At 68.1% G+C, this 23,058-nt stretch carries 18 protein-coding genes and 1 pseudogene; 12 read left to right on the plus strand and 7 right to left on the minus strand.

Annotation, left to right across the window (positions count from 1 at the left end; translation table 11 throughout):
* Window positions 1–106 precede the first annotated feature (106 nt).
* The gene (locus ACT53U_RS17705) at window positions 107–1,909 is read left to right on the plus strand and encodes an NAD(P)-binding domain-containing protein (protein ID WP_476157124.1); all 1,803 of its coding nucleotides are present in this window, start codon (window positions 107–109) and stop codon (window positions 1,907–1,909) included.
* 363 nt (window positions 1,910–2,272) lie between these two features.
* Here ACT53U_RS17705 and ACT53U_RS17710 read toward each other — a convergent pair whose 3' ends face one another.
* On the minus strand, window positions 2,273–2,644 hold the full coding sequence (locus ACT53U_RS17710) for a nuclear transport factor 2 family protein (protein WP_476157125.1): 372 nt from the start codon (window positions 2,642–2,644) through the stop codon (window positions 2,273–2,275).
* Window positions 2,645–2,758: 114 nt separating this feature from the next.
* Window positions 2,759–3,709, minus strand: a complete 951-nt coding sequence (locus ACT53U_RS17715; RefSeq protein ID WP_476157126.1) for an NmrA family NAD(P)-binding protein — start codon at window positions 3,707–3,709, stop codon at window positions 2,759–2,761.
* Window positions 3,710–3,750: 41 nt separating this feature from the next.
* Between ACT53U_RS17715 and ACT53U_RS17720 the strand changes: the two genes are divergently transcribed.
* From ACT53U_RS17720 to ACT53U_RS17770, 11 genes and pseudogenes are all read left to right on the plus strand, one after another.
* Window positions 3,751–4,692 carry an AraC family transcriptional regulator gene (locus ACT53U_RS17720; protein WP_476157127.1) on the plus strand — a complete coding sequence of 314 codons (942 nt, stop codon included), beginning with the start codon at window positions 3,751–3,753 and terminating at the stop codon, window positions 4,690–4,692.
* A gap of 704 nt (window positions 4,693–5,396) precedes the next feature.
* On the plus strand, window positions 5,397–5,768 hold the full coding sequence (locus ACT53U_RS17725; protein ID WP_476157128.1) for a c-type cytochrome: 372 nt from the start codon (window positions 5,397–5,399) through the stop codon (window positions 5,766–5,768).
* A 109-nt stretch (window positions 5,769–5,877) separates the two neighbouring features.
* Window positions 5,878–8,133 carry a 4Fe-4S binding protein gene (locus ACT53U_RS17730; protein ID WP_476157129.1) on the plus strand — a complete coding sequence of 752 codons (2,256 nt, stop codon included), beginning with the start codon at window positions 5,878–5,880 and terminating at the stop codon, window positions 8,131–8,133.
* Window positions 8,134–8,194: 61 nt separating this feature from the next.
* Entirely contained in the window at window positions 8,195–10,111 is a 1,917-nt protein-coding gene (gene nosZ, locus ACT53U_RS17735; RefSeq protein ID WP_476157130.1) for a TAT-dependent nitrous-oxide reductase, read from the plus strand.
* 3 nt (window positions 10,112–10,114) lie between these two features.
* Window positions 10,115–11,389 carry a nitrous oxide reductase family maturation protein NosD gene (locus tag ACT53U_RS17740; protein WP_476157131.1) on the plus strand — a complete coding sequence of 425 codons (1,275 nt, stop codon included), beginning with the start codon at window positions 10,115–10,117 and terminating at the stop codon, window positions 11,387–11,389.
* A gap of 5 nt (window positions 11,390–11,394) precedes the next feature.
* Window positions 11,395–12,327 carry an ABC transporter ATP-binding protein gene (locus ACT53U_RS17745; RefSeq protein WP_476157150.1) on the plus strand — a complete coding sequence of 311 codons (933 nt, stop codon included), beginning with the start codon at window positions 11,395–11,397 and terminating at the stop codon, window positions 12,325–12,327.
* On the plus strand, window positions 12,324–13,151 hold the full coding sequence (locus tag ACT53U_RS17750) for an ABC transporter permease (protein ID WP_476157132.1): 828 nt from the start codon (window positions 12,324–12,326) through the stop codon (window positions 13,149–13,151). The genes ACT53U_RS17745 and ACT53U_RS17750 overlap by 4 nt, the downstream gene beginning before the upstream one ends.
* Window positions 13,148–13,660 (plus strand): nitrous oxide reductase accessory protein NosL, encoded by a 513-nt coding sequence (locus tag ACT53U_RS17755; RefSeq protein WP_476157133.1) that lies wholly within the window; start codon window positions 13,148–13,150, stop codon window positions 13,658–13,660. Before ACT53U_RS17750 ends, ACT53U_RS17755 begins: the two co-directional genes overlap by 4 nt.
* Window positions 13,661–13,665: 5 nt before the next feature.
* Window positions 13,666–14,646, plus strand: coding sequence for an FAD:protein FMN transferase (locus ACT53U_RS17760; protein WP_476157134.1), 981 nt, complete (start codon window positions 13,666–13,668; stop codon window positions 14,644–14,646).
* Window positions 14,647–14,669: 23 nt separating this feature from the next.
* A complete protein-coding gene (locus ACT53U_RS17765) occupies window positions 14,670–15,575 on the plus strand; it encodes a ferritin family protein (RefSeq protein ID WP_476157135.1) in 906 nt (301 codons plus the stop codon).
* A 272-nt stretch (window positions 15,576–15,847) separates the two neighbouring features.
* A pseudogene (locus ACT53U_RS17770) lies at window positions 15,848–16,473 on the plus strand (tyrosine-type recombinase/integrase).
* A gap of 22 nt (window positions 16,474–16,495) precedes the next feature.
* Here ACT53U_RS17770 and ACT53U_RS17775 read toward each other — a convergent pair.
* Genes ACT53U_RS17775 through kdpB form a run of 5 tightly spaced genes read right to left on the minus strand, consistent with a single transcriptional unit; the run spans window position 16,496 to window position 23,050 of the window.
* Window positions 16,496–16,945 (minus strand): PTS sugar transporter subunit IIA, encoded by a 450-nt coding sequence (locus tag ACT53U_RS17775; RefSeq protein WP_476157136.1) that lies wholly within the window; start codon window positions 16,943–16,945, stop codon window positions 16,496–16,498.
* Window positions 16,946–16,963: 18 nt separating this feature from the next.
* On the minus strand, window positions 16,964–17,659 hold the full coding sequence (locus ACT53U_RS17780) for a response regulator (protein WP_476157137.1): 696 nt from the start codon (window positions 17,657–17,659) through the stop codon (window positions 16,964–16,966).
* Window positions 17,656–20,367, minus strand: coding sequence for an ATP-binding protein (locus tag ACT53U_RS17785; RefSeq protein WP_476157138.1), 2,712 nt, complete (start codon window positions 20,365–20,367; stop codon window positions 17,656–17,658). The genes ACT53U_RS17780 and ACT53U_RS17785 overlap by 4 nt, the downstream gene beginning before the upstream one ends.
* A gap of 12 nt (window positions 20,368–20,379) precedes the next feature.
* Window positions 20,380–20,985, minus strand: a complete 606-nt coding sequence (gene kdpC, locus ACT53U_RS17790) for a potassium-transporting ATPase subunit KdpC (RefSeq protein ID WP_476157139.1) — start codon at window positions 20,983–20,985, stop codon at window positions 20,380–20,382.
* A 10-nt stretch (window positions 20,986–20,995) separates the two neighbouring features.
* Window positions 20,996–23,050, minus strand: coding sequence for a potassium-transporting ATPase subunit KdpB (gene kdpB, locus ACT53U_RS17795; protein WP_476157140.1), 2,055 nt, complete (start codon window positions 23,048–23,050; stop codon window positions 20,996–20,998).
* Window positions 23,051–23,058: the final 8 nt, after the last annotated feature.

Here is a 23,058-nt window from a genome sequence, read left to right on the forward strand (position 1 = left end):
GAAACACGTAGTTTTTCGCCAGAACAGTCCTCTGGCACGGCGGTTGCCCCTCTGGTTTCGACGGCGACGAAGAATGCGCCGAACGATGAACTCGAGGAGGATACGCATGCTGGACGTCAACCCGAGCGCCAAGATCGCCACGGTGGTCGCCGACCTCGGCCGGGCCCTGGAGGCGGGCGACATCGAGGCCGCCGTGGCCCTGTTCCTCGACGATTGCCACTGGCGCGATCTCGTGACCTTCACCTGGAACATCCGCACCCTGGAGGGCAAGGACCAGATCCGCGACATGCTGGTGGCCCAGAACGCCGCCATCCGCCCGTCGCATTTCGAGCCCGACGAGGCGGCCGGCGCCAGCAACGCCGGCGGGGTCATCGAGGGCTGGTTCTCCTTCGAGACCGAACTCGCCCGTGGCTATGGCCACATCCGCCTGAAGAACGGCCGCATCTGGACCCTGCTCACCACCATGAGCGAACTCAAGGGCCACGAGGAGCCGCGCGGCTTCCGCCGGCCCATGGGCGCCGAACACGGCCATGATCCCAATCGCAAGACCTGGTCCGAGAAGCGCGCCCAGGAGGCCGCCGAACTCGGCTACACCACCCAGCCCTATGTCCTGATCATCGGCGGTGGCCAGGGCGGCATCGGCCTCGGCGCCCGCCTGCGTCAGCTCGGCGTGCCCACCATCATCATCGAGAAGAACGCCCGCGCCGGCGACAGCTGGCGCAAGCGCTACAAGTCGCTCTGCCTGCACGATCCGGTCTGGTACGACCACCTGCCCTACCTGCCCTTCCCCGACAACTGGCCGGTGTTCGCGCCCAAGGACAAGATCGGCGACTGGCTGGAGATGTACACCAAGGTGATGGAGCTCAACTATTGGAGCTCGACGGTCGCCAAGTCGGCGAAATACGACGAAGCGACGAAGGAATGGACCGTCGTCGTCGAGCGCGAAGGCAATGAAGTCGTCCTCAAGCCCAAGCAGCTGGTGCTGGCGACGGGCATGTCGGGCAAGGCCAACGTGCCGAAGTTCCCCGGCCAGGACGTCTTCCGCGGCGAGCAGCAGCATTCGTCGCAGCATCCGGGTCCCGATGCCTATCGCGGCAAGAAGGTCGTCGTCATCGGCTCCAACAACTCGGCCCACGACATCTGCGCCGCGCTGTGGGAAGGCGGAGCCGACGTCACCATGGTCCAGCGCTCCTCGACCCACATCGTGCGTTCGGAGAGCCTGATGGAGATCGGTCTCGGCGGTCTCTATTCGGAAAAGGCGGTGGCGAGCGGCATGACCACCCGCAAGGCGGATCTGATCTTCGCCTCCCTGCCCTACCGGATCATGCACGAGTTCCAGATCCCGCTCTACGACCAGATGCGCGAGCGCGACGCGAAGTTCTACGCCGATCTGGAAAAGGCCGGTTTCATGCTCGACTGGGGCGCCGACGGCTCGGGCCTCTTCCTCAAGTACCTGCGCCGGGGATCGGGCTACTACATCGACGTCGGCGCCTGCGACCTGATCATCGACGGCAGCATCAAGCTGAAGTCGGGCAGCGATGTCGACCATCTGACCGAAGACGCGGTCGTGCTGAAGGACGGCTCGGTTCTCCCAGCCGATCTCGTCGTCTACGCCACCGGCTACGGTTCGATGAACGGCTGGGCCGCCGATCTGATCTCGCAGGAGGTCGCCGACAAGGTCGGCAAGGTCTGGGGCCTCGGCTCGGACACGCCGAAGGATCCCGGTCCCTGGGAAGGCGAGCAGCGCAACATGTGGAAGCCGACGCAGCAGGAGGCGCTGTGGTTCCACGGCGGCAACCTGCACCAGTCGCGCCACTATTCGCAGTACCTGTCGCTCCAGCTGAAGGCCCGCCAGGTGGGGCTGCCCACGCCGGTCTGGGGCCTGCAGGAACGCCACCATCTGTCGTGACGACATCACCCGGGCGAGAAAGCACCCCCGCCCGGGTCCTTTTTCGAAGCAAGTCCTGCGCGTCGGTTCGCGGAGACGATTCTCCCACCGACGTCGTCCCTTGCCGGATCGGAACCGAGGCAGGACCGTATGGTGTCGACAGCCACGAGCCGTCGGACGACGCCATGGACGCTGCGCTCTCGTGGATCGTCGGCACTCCGGTTGAACCGCACCGGCTTCGCCGGAGGCATGTGATCTCGAGCGTCCGCTCCGGGTCGGTCGCGGGCGAAGTGCCCCCTCACAGGAAGCCTTCGGGTGGGGGGCGCCGCCGATCGGTTCCGTCGGACGAGTTTCCGTCCCAATACGCTCACTGCTCGTAGAGGGTCACGCGTTCAATGCGGTCCACGCCGCATGCGAGTCCATATAGTCTCGCCAGCGTGAGATCTTCCGGTCTTCGAGCTCGATGATCGAGCAGAACCGATTGTCGTAGTTCGCTCCGGTCGCGAGGATCGTGCCGTGAACATCATATTCGACGATCACGACCCGGCCGCGGTCGGCCCGATTGACGACCAACTCGTCGACCGAGCGGATCCGGATGGCACCGACATAGCCGCGGAACGCGGCCATGAGATCGGTGCGACCCCGGATCACGCGAGGCCAACCGAGCTCGTAGCGGACTTCGTAGGCGATGTCCTCGGCGGCGACGTCGAAGAAATGATCGCCGTCGACCAAATCCCCCAACGCGGTTCTGATCAATTCGAATAGGGCTCGGCGCCCGCGTAGGCAGCATATCGTTCGCTCGACATTCCGACTTCTCCCGAGAATTTCGGCCATCGGCCGTGATACCTTTCGAATCGTTCCATTACGTCGTCACTCGGCGGCCTTCGCCGTCCACACGGCGATGTTCCGCCGCACGAAGTCCCGGAAATCGGTCGCAGGCCGCCCCGTGACCCGCTCGACGTCGCCGTTCGGCCGGGAGCCGTCGCCTGCGATGATCGTCCCGGTCAGCCACCGCAACATGACCGCATAGTCGACGGGCACGAAGCCGGCCGCCACCGCGCCGTCGACCCAAGCGTCCCGATCGATGTCGGCATGTCGGACCGGACGGCCGGTCTCTTCGGAAATGACGGCGGCGACCTCGGCGACGGTGAGCGCACGAGGTCCGGTCGGCGCATAGACAGCTCCTGCATGGGCCTCCGGATCGATCAGGGTCTCCACTGCGACGGCCGCAATGTCGCCTGCGTCGACGAAGGCTTCCGCTCCGCCACCGGTCGGCACCGTGATCACGCCGCCGACGATGGGCAGATGCGCGTCGGCGAAGTTCTGCATCACCCACGCCGGACGCAGGATGGAATGTGTGATGGCGCTCCGACGGGCAAGGTCTCGTTCGACCGCGAGGATGTCGACTTCCGGCGGGGCCCGGTCAGCGCCGTAGGTGCTGAGATGAGTCACATGGCGCACCCCGGTGCCGACCGCGAGATCGAGAAACTCGGCCACGTCGGAGGCGAAACGGGTCCGCATCACCGGCGTGACGAGATAGATCCGGTCGACGTCGTCCAGGGCCGCGCGATAGGTCGTCGGGTCGTCCCAGTCGAACACCACGTCGGCGTCACTGCGCGCGGCCGTGCGGACGGCGATGCCGCGCTCGGCGAGGCCGAGTGCCACCAGCTGTCCGGTTCGTCCGGTCCCACCGAGCACCAGCGTCGTCTTTCGAGAAGTCGTCATCGTTCGTCCTCCGTCATCGATCACGAGGACATGATGCTGTTGAACGATGAGCGTCTCAATGTTCGATTCTCTGAGATTATTAAGCGAAGCGCTCAATCGGTTGACAGCGGCGAGCGTCTTGCTCAGTCTCGTCGACCATGGATCTGCTGGCCGACCACCTCACGAGAGCACGCGCCTCCGGCGCCGTCTTCGCCCGCACGGTCGCGAGACCACCATGGGGACTGCGGCTCGGCGGGTCGATCCAGCTCGCCGTGCATGCCGTGGCTCAGGGGCGGTGTTGGCTGTGGTTCGATGATCCGGCAGAAGCGCCGGTCCCGCTCTCGCCGGGCAATTTCGCGTTGGTCCGGGGCGGTCGCGATCACTACATCGGACACGAACCCCGCACCGTCTGCCTCGAGCCGGAGGATTTCCGAGCGGCTCATGCGGACGACCGGGTTTCGGACGATCCGCAGGCGACGGTATTTCTGTGCGGGGCCTATCGGTTCTCCGGGGATGTCGGCCAAGGGCTGCTCGCGGCCCTGCCTCAGGTGATCCCCTTGTCGCCGGTGATCGGCGATCCGATGCGCGAGGTGATCAACCTCTTGTCGCGAGAGCTGGCGGTCCCGGAGCCCGGTCAAAACACGGTGTTGGACCGGCTTCTCGACATCCTTCTGGTTCTCGCCGTCAGGTCCAGTTTCCGCCAGAGTGCCACAGCGCCGCGATGGTATCGAGCGGCGGCAGATCCCCGTCTCCGAGCGGCGTTGCAGGGCATGCACGGCGACGCGGGGCATCCGTGGTCGGTGCCCGAGCTCGCCAAGATCAGTGGACTGTCTCGAGCGGCTTTCGCGCGTGCCTTCGGCGAAGCGCTCGGACAGAGCCCGATGCAATATCTGACCGAGTGGCGAATGACACTCGCCCGCGATCATCTACGCAATGGCACACTGAGCCTCGCCGAGATCGCCGACACGATCGGCTACGGGTCGCCCTACGCATTCGCAGCGGCGTTCCGACGCCATCACGGCATGGCGCCCGGTGCCTGGCGGAGCCGGGCGAGGGATGCCGGCGACGCACACTCGGATGATCGGCTTCATCTCGGCTGACGGATGTTCCTGGATACCGAAGAGCGCTTCCTCGACGCCCTGCCGACGTCATCGGTTCGCTACGAAGAGCGTCCGCTTCGGGTCGACAGCGGTCATTGGCCGCATCGCGCCGAAAGCGGCCATCCGACCCCACGATCTTCAACGAAGCCCGTGCGAGGCGCACTGTCGCATCGGCGTCCCGCGTACGCATCCCGAACGCTGAGGGGCGTCGTCTCGGCCCGGCCTCTTTCCTCCTCGGTGGAGCCGGGGACGGCCCACGTCGGCGCAACCGATCCGGCTTCGCGACGGTATCGGCTCGGATCCGACCGGGTCGCGGTGCCCGTTCACGCCAATGTTGATGGCGCGAACCGCGCGAGGCTCCTACAGTCTGTTCGGTACCGCGGCAAAGATGCCGCCCGAAAGGTACCGCAGATCGCGTTCGGCCTCGGTGGCATGTCGATCTGCGCGGTGGGATGTCGTGTTCGACCCGACGCCCCTCCCCACGGCCGCAATGAGGCGGCTCCACTTCTCACAGCAACGACGAGGTCGCGACGGCGGCCGTCACGACATGTCGGTCGACGGCCACGTGTCGTCGGATCGTGTCGGCGCAATCGGCGCGGCGCGGCCGTCGCGCCGATCGATCGCATCGACGTCGTCGAGTGTCTCGTTCCGCTGGGTGGCCGTGTCCCACGGCCCGACCGCACGCCATGAAGGACCATCGAACCATGAAGATCGCAGTCATCGGCTTCTGCGCGGCGGCCGCCTCCAGCCTCTTCGCGCAGGCCGGCCTCGCCGCCGACCCCGTAGCCGGCAAGGCCATCTTCGGCAAATGCGCGCTGTGTCATTCCATCGATCCCGCCAAGAAGAACATCGGCCCGACTCTCTTCGGCGTGGTCGGTCGTCGCTCGGCCTCGCTGGAGGGATACACCTATTCTCCGGCGATGAAGTCGCTCGACAAGACCTGGGACGAGGCGACGCTCGACGTCTACCTGACCAAGCCGCAGGACTTCGTGCCGGGGACGAAGATGACGTTCGCCGGCCTGCCCAATCCGACAGATCGCGCCAATCTGATCGCGTATCTCTCGACCCTGAAATAGGCGGCGCGGCCGCAGACGCCGCCCGCACCCGACGATACCGAAGAACGATGCGAACCGAAACGCCGAGGCGGTGTTTCGCAACGGCGGCACTTTGCCCGAAGAGGCGCCCGTGGGTCGATCCTTTCTCCGACTGCTGATCGCCGGACTGTCCATGGTCCTCGCCGGTATCGTGTCGGCGCAGGCGGCCGACGGCCGTCTCGCCGAGTATCTGGCCAAGGTGCCGCCGGCGGAACTGGTCGCGGGCGCCGACCATTACGGCGCCGTCACCGGCTCGCCGCCCTGGGCCGAGGTACTCGCCGGCGGCAAGCGCGTCGGCTTCGCCTTCGTCAACGCCGACTGGGTCAACTCGACCGGCTATTCGGGCCAGCCGATCGAGATCCTCGTCGGGCTGTCGGTCGAGGGGAAGATCACCGGCGCCCGGCTGATGGCGCATCATGAACCGATCGTCCTGATCGGCATTCCACCGGCGCGTATCGCCGCCTTCATCCAGGGCTACGTCGGAACGGACGTCGTGGCGCTCGGCCGCGACGCCGCTGCCGAGCGGCCCAAGGTCGACATCGTCTCGGGCGCCACCGTCACCGTCGCCGTCATCGCCGACAGCATGGTGCGTTCCGGCGTCCGTGTCGCCCGCACGCTCGGCATCGGCGGCGCGACCGCCCCCGTCGCGACCGTCGCCCGCGAGATCGATCCGACCCACGAGGCGCCGGCGGATTGGCCGGGGCTTCTCGGCGACGGTTCGGTGCGGCGGCTGGCGCTCTCGGTCGGCGAGGTCAGCGAGGCCTTCCGTCGCGCCGGGCATCCGGAGGCGGCCGACCGCCCGGAAGTCGCCGATGCGAGCGGCAGCTTCATCGACCTCTACGTGGCGCCGGTCTCGGTGCCGGCGATCGGGCGGAGCCTCCTCGGTGAACAGGGCTATGCGGCGCTGGCGGCCTCGTTGAAGCCCGGTCAGGCGGCCATCCTGATCGCCGCCGACGGCGCCTATTCCTTCAAGGGGTCCGGCTACGTGCGCGGCGGCATCTTCGACCGGATCGAGGTCGACCAGGGCGATGCCGGCATCCATTTCCACGACCGCAACCACACCCGCATCGGCGACGTCGTCGCACGCGGCGCGCCGAAGTTCCGCGACGTCGACATCTTCCGGGTGCCCGACACGTCGACCCTCGATGTCGCCGCGCCCTGGACGTTGAGGCTCCTGGCGCAACGGGCGACCGGCGCGCGCGACAAGGCCTTCCTGACCTTCGACGTCGGCTATGCGCTGCCCGAGGCCTATCTGAAGCCGGTGGTGGCGCCGCCCCCCGTCGCCACCACCGGCCCGGCGGCGAAGCCCGCCGCCGCCGACACGCCCGCGAGCGTCGATCCGAGCGACGCCGAGCCGCCGATCTGGCAGCAGCTGTGGCGCGACAAGGTCGTCGAGATCGCGGTGCTCCTCGTCGCCATCGGCGTGCTGACGCTGATCTTCTTCTTTCAGGACTGGTTCGTCCGTCGCCCGCTGTTCTACGACCGGGTGCGGCTGGGCTTCATGATCTTCACGCTCGTCTACATCGGCTGGTACGCCCAGGCGCAGCTCTCGGTGGTCAACGTCCTCGCCTTCCTCGGCGCGCTCAGGACCGACTTCCGCTGGGACTATTTTCTGATGGCGCCGCTGATCTTCATCCTGTGGTTCGCCACGGCGGCGTCGCTGCTGTTCTGGAACCGCGGCGCCTATTGCGGCTGGCTGTGCCCGTTCGGCGCCCTGCAGGAACTGGTGAACCGCCTGGCGAAGGCCGTCGGCATCCCGCAGCTGAAGATCGCCTTCACCACGCACCAACGGCTCACCGCGCTGAAGTACATCGTCTTCCTCGTGCTGTTCGGGATCTCCCTGAGCGCGCTCGGGACGGCCGAGAAGGCGGCCGAGGTCGAGCCGTTCAAGACCGCCATCATCCTGCGCTTCGCCCGTGAATGGCCGTTCGTCCTCTATGCCGGCGCGATGATCGCGGCGAGCCTCTTCGTCGAACGCGCCTTCTGCCGCTACCTCTGCCCGCTCGGCGCCGCCATGGCGATCCCGGCGCGGCTCCGGCTGTTCGACTGGCTGAGGCGATACCGGGAATGCGGCAATCCCTGCCAGCGCTGCGGCAACGAGTGCCCGGTGCAGGCGATCCACCCGGAAGGCCACATCAATCCCAACGAATGCATCCAGTGCCTGCACTGTCAGATGCTCTACCACCACGACCACAAGTGCCCGGTGATGATCCAACGGCGGCTGAAGCGCGAGAAATTCGCCGCCACGTCGACCGGCGACACGCGTGCCACCGCCGACACGCTCGTGCTCCCGAGACCGCACCGGATCACCGATCCGGCCGGCACGGCCGACGGCCTCGGCACCTGACGAGGCGGGATCCACCCGTCCACCCATCCCCGCTCCGGTGGGCTCAAGGAGGAAGACCGACATGACGGACGAAACCCGCAATCCGAACCCAGGTCTCAGCCGGCGTGGCATCCTCGGGGGAACCACGCTCGCCGGCGCGGCCGTCCTGACCGGTGGCGGCGCCTATCTCGACTTCGTTCGAGAGGCGCGGGCCGCCGGCACGGGTACGCAGAGCGCCGAGGTCAAACCCGGCGATCTCGACGAGTACTACGGCTTCTCCTCCTCCGGTCAGACCGGCGAAGTGCGCGTCATCGGCATGCCGTCGATGCGCGAACTGGTGCGCATCCCGGTGTTCAACCGCGACAGCGCCACCGGCTGGGGCCAGACCAACGAGAGCCGCAAGATCCTGACCGAAGGGCTGATGCCGGCGAGCCGGAAGTTCCTCGAGTCCCGCGGCGGCGTCTACCTCAACGGCGACCTGCATCACCCGCACGTCTCGTTCACCGACGGCACCTACGACGGCCGCTATCTCTTCGTGAACGACAAGGCCAACTGCCGGGTCGCCCGCATCCGGCTCGACGTCTTCAAGACCGACAAGATCATCGAGGTGCCCAACGCCTCCGACATCCACGGTCTCAGGCCGCAGAAGTTTCCGCGCACCGGCTACGTCTTCGCCAATTCAGAGCACATCATCCCGATGCCGAACGACGGCACCGGCAATCTCGACGACCCCAAGACCTACTGGTCGGTGTTCACCGCCATCGACGGCGACAAGATGGAGGTCGCCTGGCAGGTGCTGGTCGACGGCAACCTCGACAACTGCGACGCCGACTACCAGGGCAAGTACGCCTTCTCCAGTTGCTACAATCCGAACAAGGGCACGACGGTCGCCGAGATGACCGATCACGAGCAGGCCTGGGCGGTGCTCTTCAACATCCGGCGCATCGAGCAGGCGGTGAAGGACGGCGACTACAAGGTCCACAACGGGGTCAAGGTGATCGACGGCCGCCACGGGTCGAAATACACCCGCTACATCCCGATCCCGAACTCGCCGCACGGCGTCAACACCGCCCCCGACGGCATCCATGTGGTGATCAACGGCAAGCTGTCGCCGACGGTCAGCGTGCTCGACGTGCGCAAGTTCGACGATCTGTTCGACGGCAAGATCAAGGAGCGCGACGTCGTCGTCGCCGAGCCGCAGCTGGGGCTGGGACCGCTGCACACGGCCTTCGACAACAAGGGCAACGCCTACACCACGCTCTTCATCGACAGCCAGATGGTCAAGTGGAACATCGACAAGGCGCGTCGGGCCTTCGCGGGCGAGAAGGTCGAACCGATCCTCCAGAAGCTCGACGTCCAGTACCAGCCCGGTCACAACCACACGTCGATGGGCGAAACCAAGGAAGCGGACGGCAAGTGGCTCCTGTCGCTGAACAAGTTCTCCAAGGACCGCTTCATCAACGTCGGCCCCTTGAAGCCCAACAACGACCAGCTGATCGACATCTCCGGCGACGAGATGAAGATCGTGCACGACGGTCCGGCCTTCGCCGAGCCGCACGACTCCTGCATCGTGCATCGCTCGAAGATCAATCCGGTCTCGATCTGGAGCCGTGACGACCCGATGTTCGCGGAGGCCCGCGAATGGGCGAAGAAGGACGGCGTCAAGCTGGACTCGGCCGCCGACGTGATCCGCGACGGCACCAGGGTGCGGGTCTACATGCACTCGAACGCGCCGCAGTACAGCCTCGAGAAGTTCGAGGTGAACGAGGGCGACGAGGTCACCGTCTTCCTCACCAACATGGACGACATCGAGAACCTGACGCACGGCTTCACCATCGTGCGCTACGGCATCGCGATGGAGATCAGTCCGCAGGCGACGGCCTCGGTGACCTTCACCGCCGATCGACCCGGCGTGCACTGGTGGTACTGCCAGTGGTTCTGTCATGCGCTGCACATGGAAATGTCCGGCCGCATGATCGTCCGACCGAAGAAGGCGTGAGCGATGGTTTCGCGCGCGCTCGCCCGATCTCTGGTGGTGTTCTCGGCTCTTCTCGGAGCCGGGGATCTGCGGGCGCGCGCCGAAACCATCGTCGTCGCCGCGGGCGAGGACGTCGGAGAGGCGCTGTCGCGCGCCGGCCCCGGCGACATCCTCCGCATCGCGGCCGGCGAGCATCCGGGCGACCTCGTGATCCGGGTTCCCCACCTGACGCTCGAAGGCGAGCCCGGCGCGGTGATCCGCGGCTCCGGGCAGGGCTCGACCATCACCATCGCGGCGGCCGACGTGACCCTCCGCGGTCTCACCGTCACCGGATCCGGCCTCACCCTGATCGACAAGAACTCCGGCATCTTCCTCGGGCGCGAGGCCCACCGTGCGGTCATCGAGAACAATCACGTCCTCGACAATCTCATCTCGGTCTATCTCGACGGACCGCAGGACGTCGTCGTGCGCCATAACGTCATCGACGGACTGAAGCGGCTGAGGGTCAGCGAACGCGGGCCGGCGGTGTCGCTGTGGAACACGCCGGGTTCGAAGATCCTCGACAACGACATCCGCAACGGTCGCGACGGCGTGTTCTCGGTGTCGAGCAAACGCAACACGATCAGCGGCAACACCTTCCGCAATCTGCGCTTCGCAGTGCACTTCATGTACACCAACGACAGCGTGGTCGCCGACAATCTGTCGATCGGCAGCGATGCCGGCTACGTCATGATGTATTCCGATCGGCTGACGCTGACCCACAACGTCTCCGACCGCGACCGCGACCACGGACTTCTGTTCAACTACGCCAATCAGGCGACGATCGAGCGCAACGCGGTCCGCGGCGCCAACAAGTGCCTGTTCATCTACAACGCCAACAAGAACCGCTTCTCGGACAACTGGTTCGAGGGCTGTGAGATCGGCGTGCACTTCACCGCCGGTTCGGAGCGCAACGCCATCTCCGGCAACGCCTTCGTGCAGAACCGCACGCAGGTCATGTACGTCGGCACCCGGGTGATCGACTGGTCCGTCGCCGGTCGCGGCAACTACTACAGCGACAATCCGGCCTTCGATCTCAGCGGCGACGGCATCGCCGACAAGCCCTACCGGCCCAACAACCTGATGGATCAGGTCGTCTGGCGGGCGCCGTCGGCCAAGCTGTTGCTCAATTCGCCGGCCGTGCAGGTGGTCCGCTGGGCACAGGGCCAGTTCCCGGCGCTGCATCCGGGCGGCGTCGTCGACACGGCGCCCCTGATGGCCCCCGACCCTTCGGCCGTTCCGCATTGGACCTCGCCATGACCGCCATGACACCGCTGCCGCACGACGGCGAACCGATCACGACGATGCAAGTCCGCGAGGCGACCGTCACGCTCTCGGGCGTCTCGCGTCGCTTCGGCGAGCGGCTCGCGGTCGAGCGCGTCGACCTGACGCTCAATGCCGGCGAATGCATCGGCCTCGTCGGTCACAACGGCGCCGGCAAGTCGACGCTCATCAAGCTGATGCTCGGCCTGATCGATCCGAGCGCCGGTCATCTGCGCGTCCTCGGCAGCGAGCCGGGCCGGCGTGCGGCGGCGCCGAGCCGGGCCGCGATCGGCTATCTGCCGGAGAACGTCGCGCTCGGCCCGTCGCTGACGGGCGACGAGACGCTGGCGTTCTACGCCCGACTGAAGGGCCTGCCGCTTCGCGCGAACGCGGAGATCCTCGATCGCGTCGGGCTGATCGAGGCCCGCCACCGTCGCGTCGGCACCTATTCCAAGGGCATGCGGCAACGGTTGGGGCTCGCCCAGGCGATGCTCGGACGTCCGCGCCTGATGCTCCTCGACGAGCCGACCACCGGCCTCGACCCGGAACTGCGCCAAGTCTTCTACCAGATCCTCGCCGAACTGCGCCGCGACGGCGCCACCGTCCTCCTCTCCTCGCACGCGCTGGCCGAGTTGGAGGGACGGGTCGACCGGATCGTGGTGATGAACCGCGGCCGCAAGGTCGCCGACGGGACGCTGAGCCTGCTGCGCGAAGTGGCGGCGCTGCGCCCGAAGATCCGGCTGCGCCGCGGCGCCGACGTCTGTCCCGACTGGAGCGGCTGGAGCGAGCGCCCCGGCGGGCTGATCGAACGCGAATGCGGCGAGGATGCCCTGATCGACACGCTCCGGCGTCTGCCGAGCGACGTGCGCGACATCGACATCGTCAGACCGTCCCTCGACGACCTCTATGCCTCGTTCCAGCAGGAGGGATCATGAGACAGATCGCCCTGATCGCGCTGAAGGAACTGCGCTACGGCCTGCGCAATCGCTGGGTTCTGGCGGTGAGCGTGCTGCTCGCCGCGCTCGCCTTCGCGCTCGCCTTCCTCGGTTCGGCACCGACGGGGGCGGTCAAGGTCAATGCGCTCGCCGTCACCATCGTCAGCCTGTCGAGCCTGACCATCTTCCTGATCCCGCTCGTCGCGCTGCTGCTCTCCTACGACGCCGTCGTCGGCGAGATGGAACGCGGCACCATGGCGCTGCTGCTCGCCTATCCGGTGACGCGCTCGCAGGTGATCGTCGGCAAGTTCCTCGGCCAGGTCGCCTGTCTCGCCGTCGCGACCGTCGCCGGCTACGGGCTGGCCGGGTTCACCCTGGTTCTCGGCGGCGAGAGCGATGCGACGACGATCCGGGCCTTCGGCGTGATGATCGCCGCCTCGGTGCTGCTCGGCGCCGTCTTCGTCGCCATCGGCACCCTGGTCAGCACGCTCGTGCGCGATCGCGGCATTGCCGGAGGCATCGCCATCGGCGTTTGGCTGGTCTTCGTCCTGCTCTACGACATGGCGCTCCTCGGCATCCTTGCGGCCGATCAGGGACGCCGGATGACGGCGCAGGTCCTCGACGTGCTGCTTCTCCTCAATCCGACAGACGCCTACCGATTGGCGACCCTGACCTCGTCGAGCGAGGTCAGCGGTTTTGCCGGCCTCGCCGGGTTGGGAACCGGCCACATGCTCTCCGGGCCGACGCTCTTCGGCGCACTCCTCGCCTGGATCGTCGTGCCGCTCGCCGCCGCCATGGCGCTGTTCTCGAGGAGGCAGGTATGAACAGACGACGCTTTCTCGCAGGCCTTGCCTGCCTCCCGCTGCTGTCCGCCTGCAAGGACGACGCGCTCGCCGCGCTGCCCACGCCGCAGGAGCCGGGCAAGGACACCGAGGCCCAGATCTGCGGCATGTTGCTGAGCGAGCACGGCGGGCCGAAGGCGCAGATCTTCCTGCGCGACGCCACCGATCCCCTGTGGTTCGCCAGCGTGCGCGACGGCATCGCCTATTCGATCCTGCCGGAAATGCCGAAGGCCATCGTCGCCTTCTACGTCAACGACATGGGACGCGCGACGAACTGGGATCAGCCCGAGGCCGGGACCTGGATCGAGGCGAAACGCGCCGACTTCGTCATCGGCAGTCGCAAGAAGAGCGGCATGGACACCGCCGAAGCCATCCCTTTCGGCGCAGAGGCCACCGCGCGTGCCTTCGCGGCGACCCACGGCGGGCGCGTCGTCCGCCTCGCCGACATTCCCGTCGACTATGTCCTCGCATCAACCGCGGGAGATCCATGATGCGCATGAACCGTCGCCGCTTCATCTCCATCACCGCGGCCGCCGCCGGCCTGCCGCTGATCGGGGTCGCCGCGTCCGCGTCGGAACCCCGTCTGCGCGTCTGGTCGGGCTCGGCACTCGGCGCCGATGCGACGTTGCAGATCCATCATCCCGATCCGGCCGCCGCCGATCGCCTGATCGCCGCCAGCCTGCAGGAAGTCGAGCGGCTGGAGGCGATCCTCAGCCTCTACCGACCCGACAGCGCCCTCGTGCGCCTGAACCGCGAGGGGGCGATCGACGCCCCCCCGCTCGATCTCGTCCGCATCCTCTCGGAGGCGCGGATGTACGCCGACCTGACCGGCGGCGCCTTCGACGTGACGGTGCAGCCGCTGTGGGATCTCCATGCCCGCCATTTCGCCGATCCGAATGCCGCGCCGGAAGGTCCTTCGGCGGCGACGATCGAACAGGCGATCGCCCGTGTCGGCGAAGCGGCACTGGAGATCTCGCCGTCGCGCATCGGGTTCGCCCGACCCGGCATGAGCGTCACGTTGAACGGCATCGGCCAGGGCTACGTCACCGACCGCATCGTCGAGCTGCTGCGCCGGAACGGCATCGAGCACGCGCTCGTCGACATGGGCGAGGTGCGCGTCCTGGGAGACCGGCCGGAGGGCGGCCCCTGGCGCGTCGGGCTCGAGGACCCGCGAAAGCCGGGGGACGTCGCCGAACCCATCGGCCTCACCGACCGGGCGATCTCGACCTCGGGCGGCTACGGCACGACCTTCGACCCGAACCGTCGCTTCAATCACATCATCGAGCCGTCGAGCGGCCACACCAGCTGGCGCTTCCTCTCTGTCTCGGTCGAGGCGGTGACGGCGACGGAGGCCGACGCGCTGTCGACCGCCTTCACCCTGCTGCCGCGAGAGGCCGCCGCCGCGATCACGCGTGCGCGCGGGCTGACGACGCATTTCGTCGCCCCGGACGGCACACGGAGCGTCGAGCGGGCCTGAGGTTCGAACCGGACGAGGCGACGATGACGGGAACGACGGGACGCATACCGGAGGCCATTCGATCCGTCGGCGACCTCCTCGCCGTCGCACAGGCGCTCGAGATCGAGGCGGCGACGCGATACCGCCAGTTGGCGGCGCGGATGGAGGCCGACGGCGCCGAGGCGGTCGCGGCGGAGTTCCGCCTGCTCGCCGAGTTCGAACAAGCCCATGTCGACATGATAGACAGCCGCGGCCGAGCGATGCTGGGCCGCGACATCGCTCCCGTGTCGGCGTCCTGGCAACGGCCGCCGGGGACGAGCGAGACGGATCTCGCGACCTCGGCCGACTTCGGCCCTTATCGGGCGCTCGCCTTCGCGGTGCGCAACGAGGAACGGGCCTTCGCCTTCTACGCCTACGTGGCGGCCGAGGCGACGGACGAGCCGATCCGCCTGCTGGCCGAGGACTTGGCGCGCGCCGAACTGATGCACGCCGCCCATCTCAGACACTTTCGTCGCCGGGCCTTTCGCAGCGACCCGCCGGTCGCCGTCGAGATCCCCGCCTCGCTCGACGAACTGGCGACCATGGTCCGGCGCTGGAGCGCCGCCGCCGGCGCCGCGCATCGGGGTCTCGCGGACCGGCTCGAGGTCGACGGCGATGCGGGCGACGCCGCCCTCTTCCGCACCATCGCGGCGGAAGAGGAGACCGCCGCCGCCGGAGAACGCCCCCCCGCCGGGCCCGCGCTTCACTGCCATGCCGACGGCGTGCGACTGCTCGAGGCCGGCTTCGAGCGCTTCTCGACGATTGCCGAGCGCGCGGGAAGCGAGGCCGTCGTCGCCGAAGCGCTGCGGCTCGCCGAGATCATGGTCGAGCGTCTCGCACGGGTCGGCGGACCCCGGCAGAATGCGTTGATCGACGGTCGATCGGCGTCCCGAACCATGGATGGCGGGTGAGTGCGCGGGTCGATCGGAGTGTCCGAACGGCCCCCAGCTCCGGGCGGTCGCGAATGCCGTCGAGCGGCGGCCCCTCTCGATCTCGCGTATCGCGGTCGACCGTAAGCCGCGCCTTCCGGCGGCTGCGATGACGTACGAAGGAGACGATCGGAACGCGCTCCCGGTGCCGATTTCACGGGCGCCCGCTTCGGGTCGAAGGGTGTCTGGCGAATGGCGCCGCTCTTAACTGATCGGCGCTGGAATTTGCTTGGGGACGGGATGGAGGCCACGCCATGCCCGAACTCACCAGCAACTCCAGACCCACTGGTCCTTGGAACAAGGGCGTTCTCGTCGGACAGAAGCGCCCTCTTCAGCCCAAGCACGTATGGTCGATCCGCGTACGATTGGAAATGGGGGGATCGCGCCGCGACCTCGCGCTGTTCGACATGGCCGTCGACAGCAAGCTGCGCGCTTGCGATCTGGTCGGCCTGAAGATCGATGACGTCTGCACCGGTACCAGGGTTCGGGAGCGAGCCACCGTGGTTCAGCGTAAGACCGGCAATCCGGTCCAGTTCGAGATCACCGAACAGACGCGCAAAGCGGTCGAACGATTGCTTCCGGTGCTTCGAGCGCGAGGCTCGGCCTACATATTCCCGAGCCGAGATCATTCGAGCCTTCACCTGTCCACTCGACGATATGCCCGGATCGTTCATGGCCGGGTCGAGAGCATCGGCTTGGACCCGAGGACTTCGGAACCCACTCGCTTCGCCGGACCAAGGTCGCACAGATCTACCGGCGGACCGGGACTCTCGGAGTCCTTCAGATCCTGCTCCGGCACACCAGGATCGAAACCAACGTTCGATACCACGGGATCGAGGTCGAGGATGCGCTGCTCCTGTCCGAGCAGACCGATCTCTGAAGGCCGTCTCGAACGGATTGCGTCAGTCTCGACTTGCGAAGATTTCGCCGATCCGATCTGCGGTTGAGCAGGCCGTGAGCTCTCGACGGGCTGTTGGGCGTCTGAGAACCCGCGCAAACTTCGCCAAGAGGTCGGATGATCCGCGTCCGTCGAGCGAGGGTGACAGGACCATCATGACCAGTTCGACCGGGCGATCGTCGATGGCGTCCCATTCGACCGGCTCGGCCAGGCGGGCGAAGAGCGTCGCCGGCCGGGCGAGGCCACGGATGTCGGCATGGGGCAGTGCCACGCCGGATCCGACTCCGGTCGACCCGAGCCGTTCACGGTCGCCGAGCGCGCGGGCGATCTCGCGGGCACTCCGGCCGGTGACCGCGCCTGCTCGTAAGGCGAGGCGTTCGAGCACTTCAGACTTGGTGCGGGCGACGAGATCGAGTTCGATCCCGTCGAGGACGAGCGGCTCACTGTCGGACATGGCGTTTCGAACCGTCTCTCACAGGGTGTCCTGATCGCGCAGCCGGTAGCCGACGCCGGTCTCGGTCTCGACGAGCGAGGGGGCCGGCGGAGCGGCGTCGATCTTCTGCCGCAGCTGGCTGACCAGGACGCGGAGATACTGCGGATCGGCGGTGAGGCTCGCGCCCCAGATCGCCGAGGTCAGCATCTTCTGGGTCACCACCTTGCCGACGTTGCGCGCGAGCACATGAAGGAGGTCGTATTCCTTCGGCGTCAGATGCACGCGTTCGCCGTCGCGGGTGACGATCCGGCGCAGGGTGTCGACGACGAGGCCACCGGTCGTGACCACCGGTGCTTCGCCATCGCGTCGGGCGGCGTGACGCAGGGCGGCGCGCAGGCGGGCGAGCAACTCGCCGACGCCGAAAGGCTTGTTGACGTAGTCGTCGGCGCCGAGATCGAGTGCCGCGATCTTCTCGCTCTCCCGGTCGCGGGCCGAGAGCACGATGATCGGTGTCGTCGACCATTCCCGGATGGCGCGGACCACCTCCTTGCCGTCGATGTCGGGCAGGCCCAGATCGAGCAGGATCAGGTCGGGGCTCCACGTCGCCGCCATGCGGATCGCCGAGGCGCCGTCCTCGACGCATTCGACGTCGTGGCCGGAGGCGATCAGCGCCGGCTTCAGGAAACGGTGGATCTGAGGTTCGTCGTCGACGACGAGGACGCGAAAGGCGGTCATCGGCTCTCTCCTTTCGGTTCGCCGGCCGCGACCGGCGGCAACGGCAGGCGGACGGTCATGCGGGTGCCGCGACCGTCGGCGACCGGGCTCGCGGCGGAGATCGCTCCGCCCATGGCGGTGACGACGCCTCGGCAGATGGCGAGGCCGAGCCCGGTTCCGGCGGCGCGGCCGTCGCCGCGGGCGACGCGGTGGAACTTCTCGAAGACCCGTTCGAGTTCCTCGGGCGGAATGCCGATGCCCTCGTCCTCGACCTCGATGCGGGCAGAGCCGCCCTCGCGGGCGAGCCGGACGCGCACGGTGGTGTGGGCGGCGGAATACTTCACCGCGTTGTCGAGCAGATTGAACAGGACCTGTTCGAGCAGCGTGCCGTTGCCCTCCAGCACCAGCGCCGCGCCGCCGTCTTCCAGCACGAGCCGCCGCCCGGGATGCAGCCGTTCGGCCCGGGCGACCGCGCCGTGGGCGACGTCGGAGAGGTCGACCCAGTCGGTGGCGAGTTCGAGATTGCCGGTCTCGAGCCGCGTCATGTCGAGGAGGTTGGCGACGAACTGCGACAGCCGCCGCGTCTCCTCCTCGATCGCCGAAAGGAGATCGCGCCGCGTCGCCGGGGCGAGCTTCTCGCCGAAGTCCCTGAGGCTCGTCACCGATCCGAGGATCGAGGCGAGCGGCGTCCGGAGGTCGTGCGAGATCGACGACAGCAGCGCCGAACGCAGCCGTTCGCTCTCGGCGGCGGCCGCCGCGTCTGAGGCACGGACACCGAGCTGGATGCGTTCGGCCGCGATCGCCGTCTGGTCGCAGAGGGCGGCGAGGAAGCGCTCGGCGTCCTCGCCGACGTGGGCGTCGGGATCGTTCGGTGCGAAACCGATCACCCCGACGATGCCGCTCGCCGTCACCAGCGGACGAAACTGGAGGTCGGCGTTTGGCAGCGTCGGCGAGCGGCGTCCGGCGACCTCGCCGCGCTCATAGGCCCAGCGCGCCGCGCCCATCTCGGTGACGCCGAGGTCGACGTCGGGTGGGAAGGCACCGGCCCGGCGCAGATCGCCCGCCTCGCCCAGCAGCGCGACCGCCCTGCCGCGCACCGCGCCGGCGACCTGAGCGACCGTCGTCCACATCAGCGGCTCGAGCGCCGCGACGCCGGCGATCTTGCGCGAGTATTCGTAGAGGGCGCGGGTGGTGCGGGCCCGCGCCAGCGCCGCTTCGGCCTGTTCGTGCGCGCGGCCGGCGAGCCCGCCGACGGTCGCGGCGACGAAGAGAAAGACGATGAGCGCGAAGAGCTCGTGCGGCTTGGCGACGGTGAAGGTGTAGATCGGCTCGATGAAGAAGAAATTGTAGCCGAGGAACGACAGCAGTGCCGCCGCCAGCGCCGAGGCCCGGCCGAAGCCGAGCGCGCAGAGCACCACGGCCGACAGGAAGATCATCGAGACGTTGGGCAGGTCGATCCAACGGGTGAGCCCCATGCCGACCCCGATCGACGTCGCGACCGCCAGCGTCGCCGCGGCGAAGCCCACACCCAGACGGCGGCGATCGAGCGGGTTGGCACTCGGCTCGCGACGCGGCGCGGCCCCGCCGCCACCCACCACCACCTGCACCGAGATGTCGGCGGCGCGCGCCACCAGATCGTCGGAGAGCGAGCGGCCGAAGAAGCGGCGGAAGCGCCCGTGCCGCTCCGATCGTCCGACGACGATCCGCGACACGTTCTCCCGCCGCGCGAAACGCAGGATCTCGGCGACGATGTCGGCGCCGATGATGCGGACGCGATCGGCGCCGAGCCGCTCGGCGAGATGGAGATTGGCGTCGAGGCGGCGGATCGAGGCTTCGTCCGTGCGGGCGACGTCCGGCCGATCGACGTGCAGCGCCGTCCACGGCGCGTTGAGCCCGCCGGCCTGCCGCGCGGCGATCCGCACCACCTCCTCGGAACGCGGGTCGGCACCGACACAGACGAGAATGCGCTCGGCGGTCGGCCACGGCCCCTCGATGGCGCTCTGGCGCAGGAAGGCCAGCATCTCGTCGTCGACATGGGCGGCGGTGCGGCGCAGTGCCAGTTCGCGTAGCGCCGTGAGGTTCGACGGCTTGAAGAAGTGATCGACGGCGCGGGCGGCGGTCTCCGGCAGATAGACCTTGCCGTCCTTCAGCCGCTCGATCAGTTCGTCGGGCGTCAGATCGACGAGGATCACCTCGTCGGCGCGCTCGAGGATGCGGTCGGGCACCGTCTCGCGCACCGCGACGCCGGTGATCCGCCCGACGACGTCGGACAGGCTCTCGAGATGCTGGATGTTGAGCGCCGTCCAGACGTCGATGCCGGCGTCGAGCAGTTCCTCGACGTCCTGGAAGCGCTTGGGATGACGCGAACCCGGCGCATTGGTATGGGCCAGTTCGTCGACGATCAACAGACCGGGCCGCCGCGCGAGAGCCGCGTCGATGTCGAACTCCATGAGAGACCGACCGCGGTGAATGATCGGACAGCGCGGCAGCACCTCCAGCCCGTCGATCAGCGCCGCCGTTTCGGCACGGCCGTGGGTCTCGACGAGGCCGATGACGACGTCGACGCCCTCGTTCGCCAGCCGCCGCGCGTTCGACAGCATGGCGAAGGTCTTGCCGACGCCCGGCGCGGCGCCGAGATGGATCTTCAGCCGCCCGCGCCCTTCGCGCTCGGCGAGCGCCAGGAGCGCGTCCGGCGAGGGGCGACCGTCACGGGTGCGGGCGTCGTTCATCGGGACCTCTCCTCACGAAGGATCGAGCCGCGACAGGGCGAGATTGAGGTCGAGCACACCGACCCGCGGCTCGCCGAAGACGCCGAGCTCGCGCCCACGGGTCTTCTCCGCGATCAGCGCCTCGACCCGTTCGAGCGGCAGGCCGCGCGCCGCGGCGACGCGCTTGGCCTGCAGGCGCGCGAAGGCGGGCGAGATGTCGGGATCGAGCCCGCTCGCCGAGGTCGTGACCGCGTCGGCGGGAACGGCGGCGGCACCGCTCTCCCCCTTCAGCGCCTCGGCGTCGCCCTTCACCCGCTCGACGAGCTTGGCGGAGAGCGGCCCGAGGTTGGAGCCCGACGAGTTGGCGGCGTTGTAGGGCGCATCGACGGTCTTCGACGCGTCGTTCGGATCGGCGGCGGAGGTCGCCGACGGGCGGCCGTGGAACCACTTCGGATCCGTGAAGCTCTGGCCGATCAGACGCGACCCGACGACCTTGCCGCCGACCTCGACGAGGCTGCCGCCGGCGGCGCCGGGCATCGCGATCTGGGCGATGCCGGTGATCGCCAGCGGATAGGCGATGCCGGTCAGCACGGTCAGGCCGCCGAGGAGGGCGAAGGCGGGGCGGAGATGTTCGATCATGGCCATCACCTCAGGCGAGACGGAGGGCTGCGACGACGAGGTCGATCGCCTTGATGCCGACGAAGGGCAGGACGAGACCGCCGACGCCCCAGACGAGGAGGTTGCGGCGCAGCAGCGCCGCCGCACCGACCGGGCGATAGGCGATGCCCTTCAGCGCCAGCGGGATCAGCGCGATGATGATCAACGCGTTGAAGATCACCGCCGACAGGATGGCGCTCTGCGGCGAGGCGAGGCCCATGACGTTGAGCGCGTTCAGTTGCGGATAGGTCGCCACGAACAGCGCCGGGATGATGGCGAAATACTTGGCGACGTCGTTGGCGATCGAGAAGGTGGTGAGCGAGCCGCGGGTCATCAGCAGCTGCTTGCCGATCGCCACCACCTCGATCAGCTTGGTCGGGTTGCTGTCGAGATCGACCATGTTGCCGGCCTCGCGCGCGGCTTGCGTCCCCGACTGCATCGCCACGCCGACGTCGGCCTGGGCGAGGGCCGGCGCGTCGTTGGTGCCGTCGCCGCACATGGCGATGAGGCGGCCGTGCTTCTGCTCCGAACGGATGTAGGCGAGCTTGTCCTGCGGCGTCGCCTCGGCGATGAAGTCGTCGACGCCGGCTTCCGAGGCGATCGCCGCGGCGGTGACCGGGTTGTCGCCCGTCACCATCACCGTGCGGATGCCCATGGCGCGCAGTTCCGCGAAGCGCTCCTTGATGTCGGGCTTCACCACGTCCTTGAGATGAACCGCGCCGATCAGGCGATCACCGTCCGAGACCGCGAGCGGCGTACCGCCGGTCCGGGCGATGCGATCGACGGCGTCGCGGAATGCGGGCTGCGTCCGGTCGAGCGTGAGCCCGAGATGCCGCATCACCGCGTCGACCGCGCCCTTGCGGACGGACCGGCCGGCGAAGTCGGCGCCCGACAGGCGGGTCTGCGCGGTGAAGGGCACGAAGGTCGCGGTCTCGATCCCCGAAGGCTCGGCGACGCCGTGCATCCCGCGGGCGAGTGCGACGATCGAGCGGCCTTCCGGCGTCTCGTCGGCGGCGGACGCCACGAGGGCCGCTTCCGCCAGCGCCTCGACCGAGACGCCCGGCACGGGAATGAACTCGGTCGCCATGCGGTTGCCGAAGGTGATGGTGCCGGTCTTGTCGAGGAGCAGCGTGTCGACGTCGCCGGCGGCCTCGACGGCGCGGCCCGAGGTGGCGATGACGTTGAAGCGGATCAGCCGGTCCATGCCGGCGATGCCGATCGCCGAGAGAAGACCGCCGATCGTCGTCGGGATCAGGGTGACGAGAAGGGCGATCAGCACCGTCACCGAGACCACCGTTCCCGAATAGCCGGCGATGCCCCACAACGTCACGACGGTGATGAGGAAGATCAGCGTCAGGCCCGAGAGCAGGATCGACAGCGCCAGCTCGTTCGGCGTCTTCTGCCGCTCGGCGCCTTCGACCAGCGCGATCATCTTGTCGATGAAGGTCGAGCCCGGCGCCGCGGTGATCTTCACCACGATCCAGTCGGAGAGCACCGTCGTCCCGCCGGTGACGGCCGAGCGGTCGCCGCCGGATTCCCGGATCACGGGCGCGGATTCGCCGGTGATCGCGCTCTCGTTGACCGAGGCGACGCCGCGGATCACCTCGCCGTCGGCGGGGATGACGTCGCCGGCCTCGACCAGCACCAGGTCGTCGAGTTCGAGATCGAGCGAGGAGACGACCGCATGGGCGTGGTCGTCGGGGTCGGCGAACATCAGCCGCTTGGCCATGGTGTCCGAGCGGGTCTTGCGGAGCGCATCGGCCTGCGCCTTGCCGCGGCCCTCCGCGACGGCCTCGGCGAAGTTGGCGAAGAGCACGGTGAACCACAGCCAGGCGGCGATCTGGCCGTCGAAGACCGGGGTGCCGCCGGCGGTGGCGAGATCCTTCGCGAAGATCAGCGTCACGACGAGCGCGACGACCTCCGTCACGAAGATCACCGGATTGCGGACGAGACGGCGCGGATCGAGCTTGGCGACGGCATCGATCGACGCGCGGGCGAGGATCCTGCCGTCGAAGAGCGACGGGGCGCGGGCGACTGTCTGGGACATGATCGGTC

This window comes from Pinisolibacter sp. DMC19 (assembly GCF_056313985.1).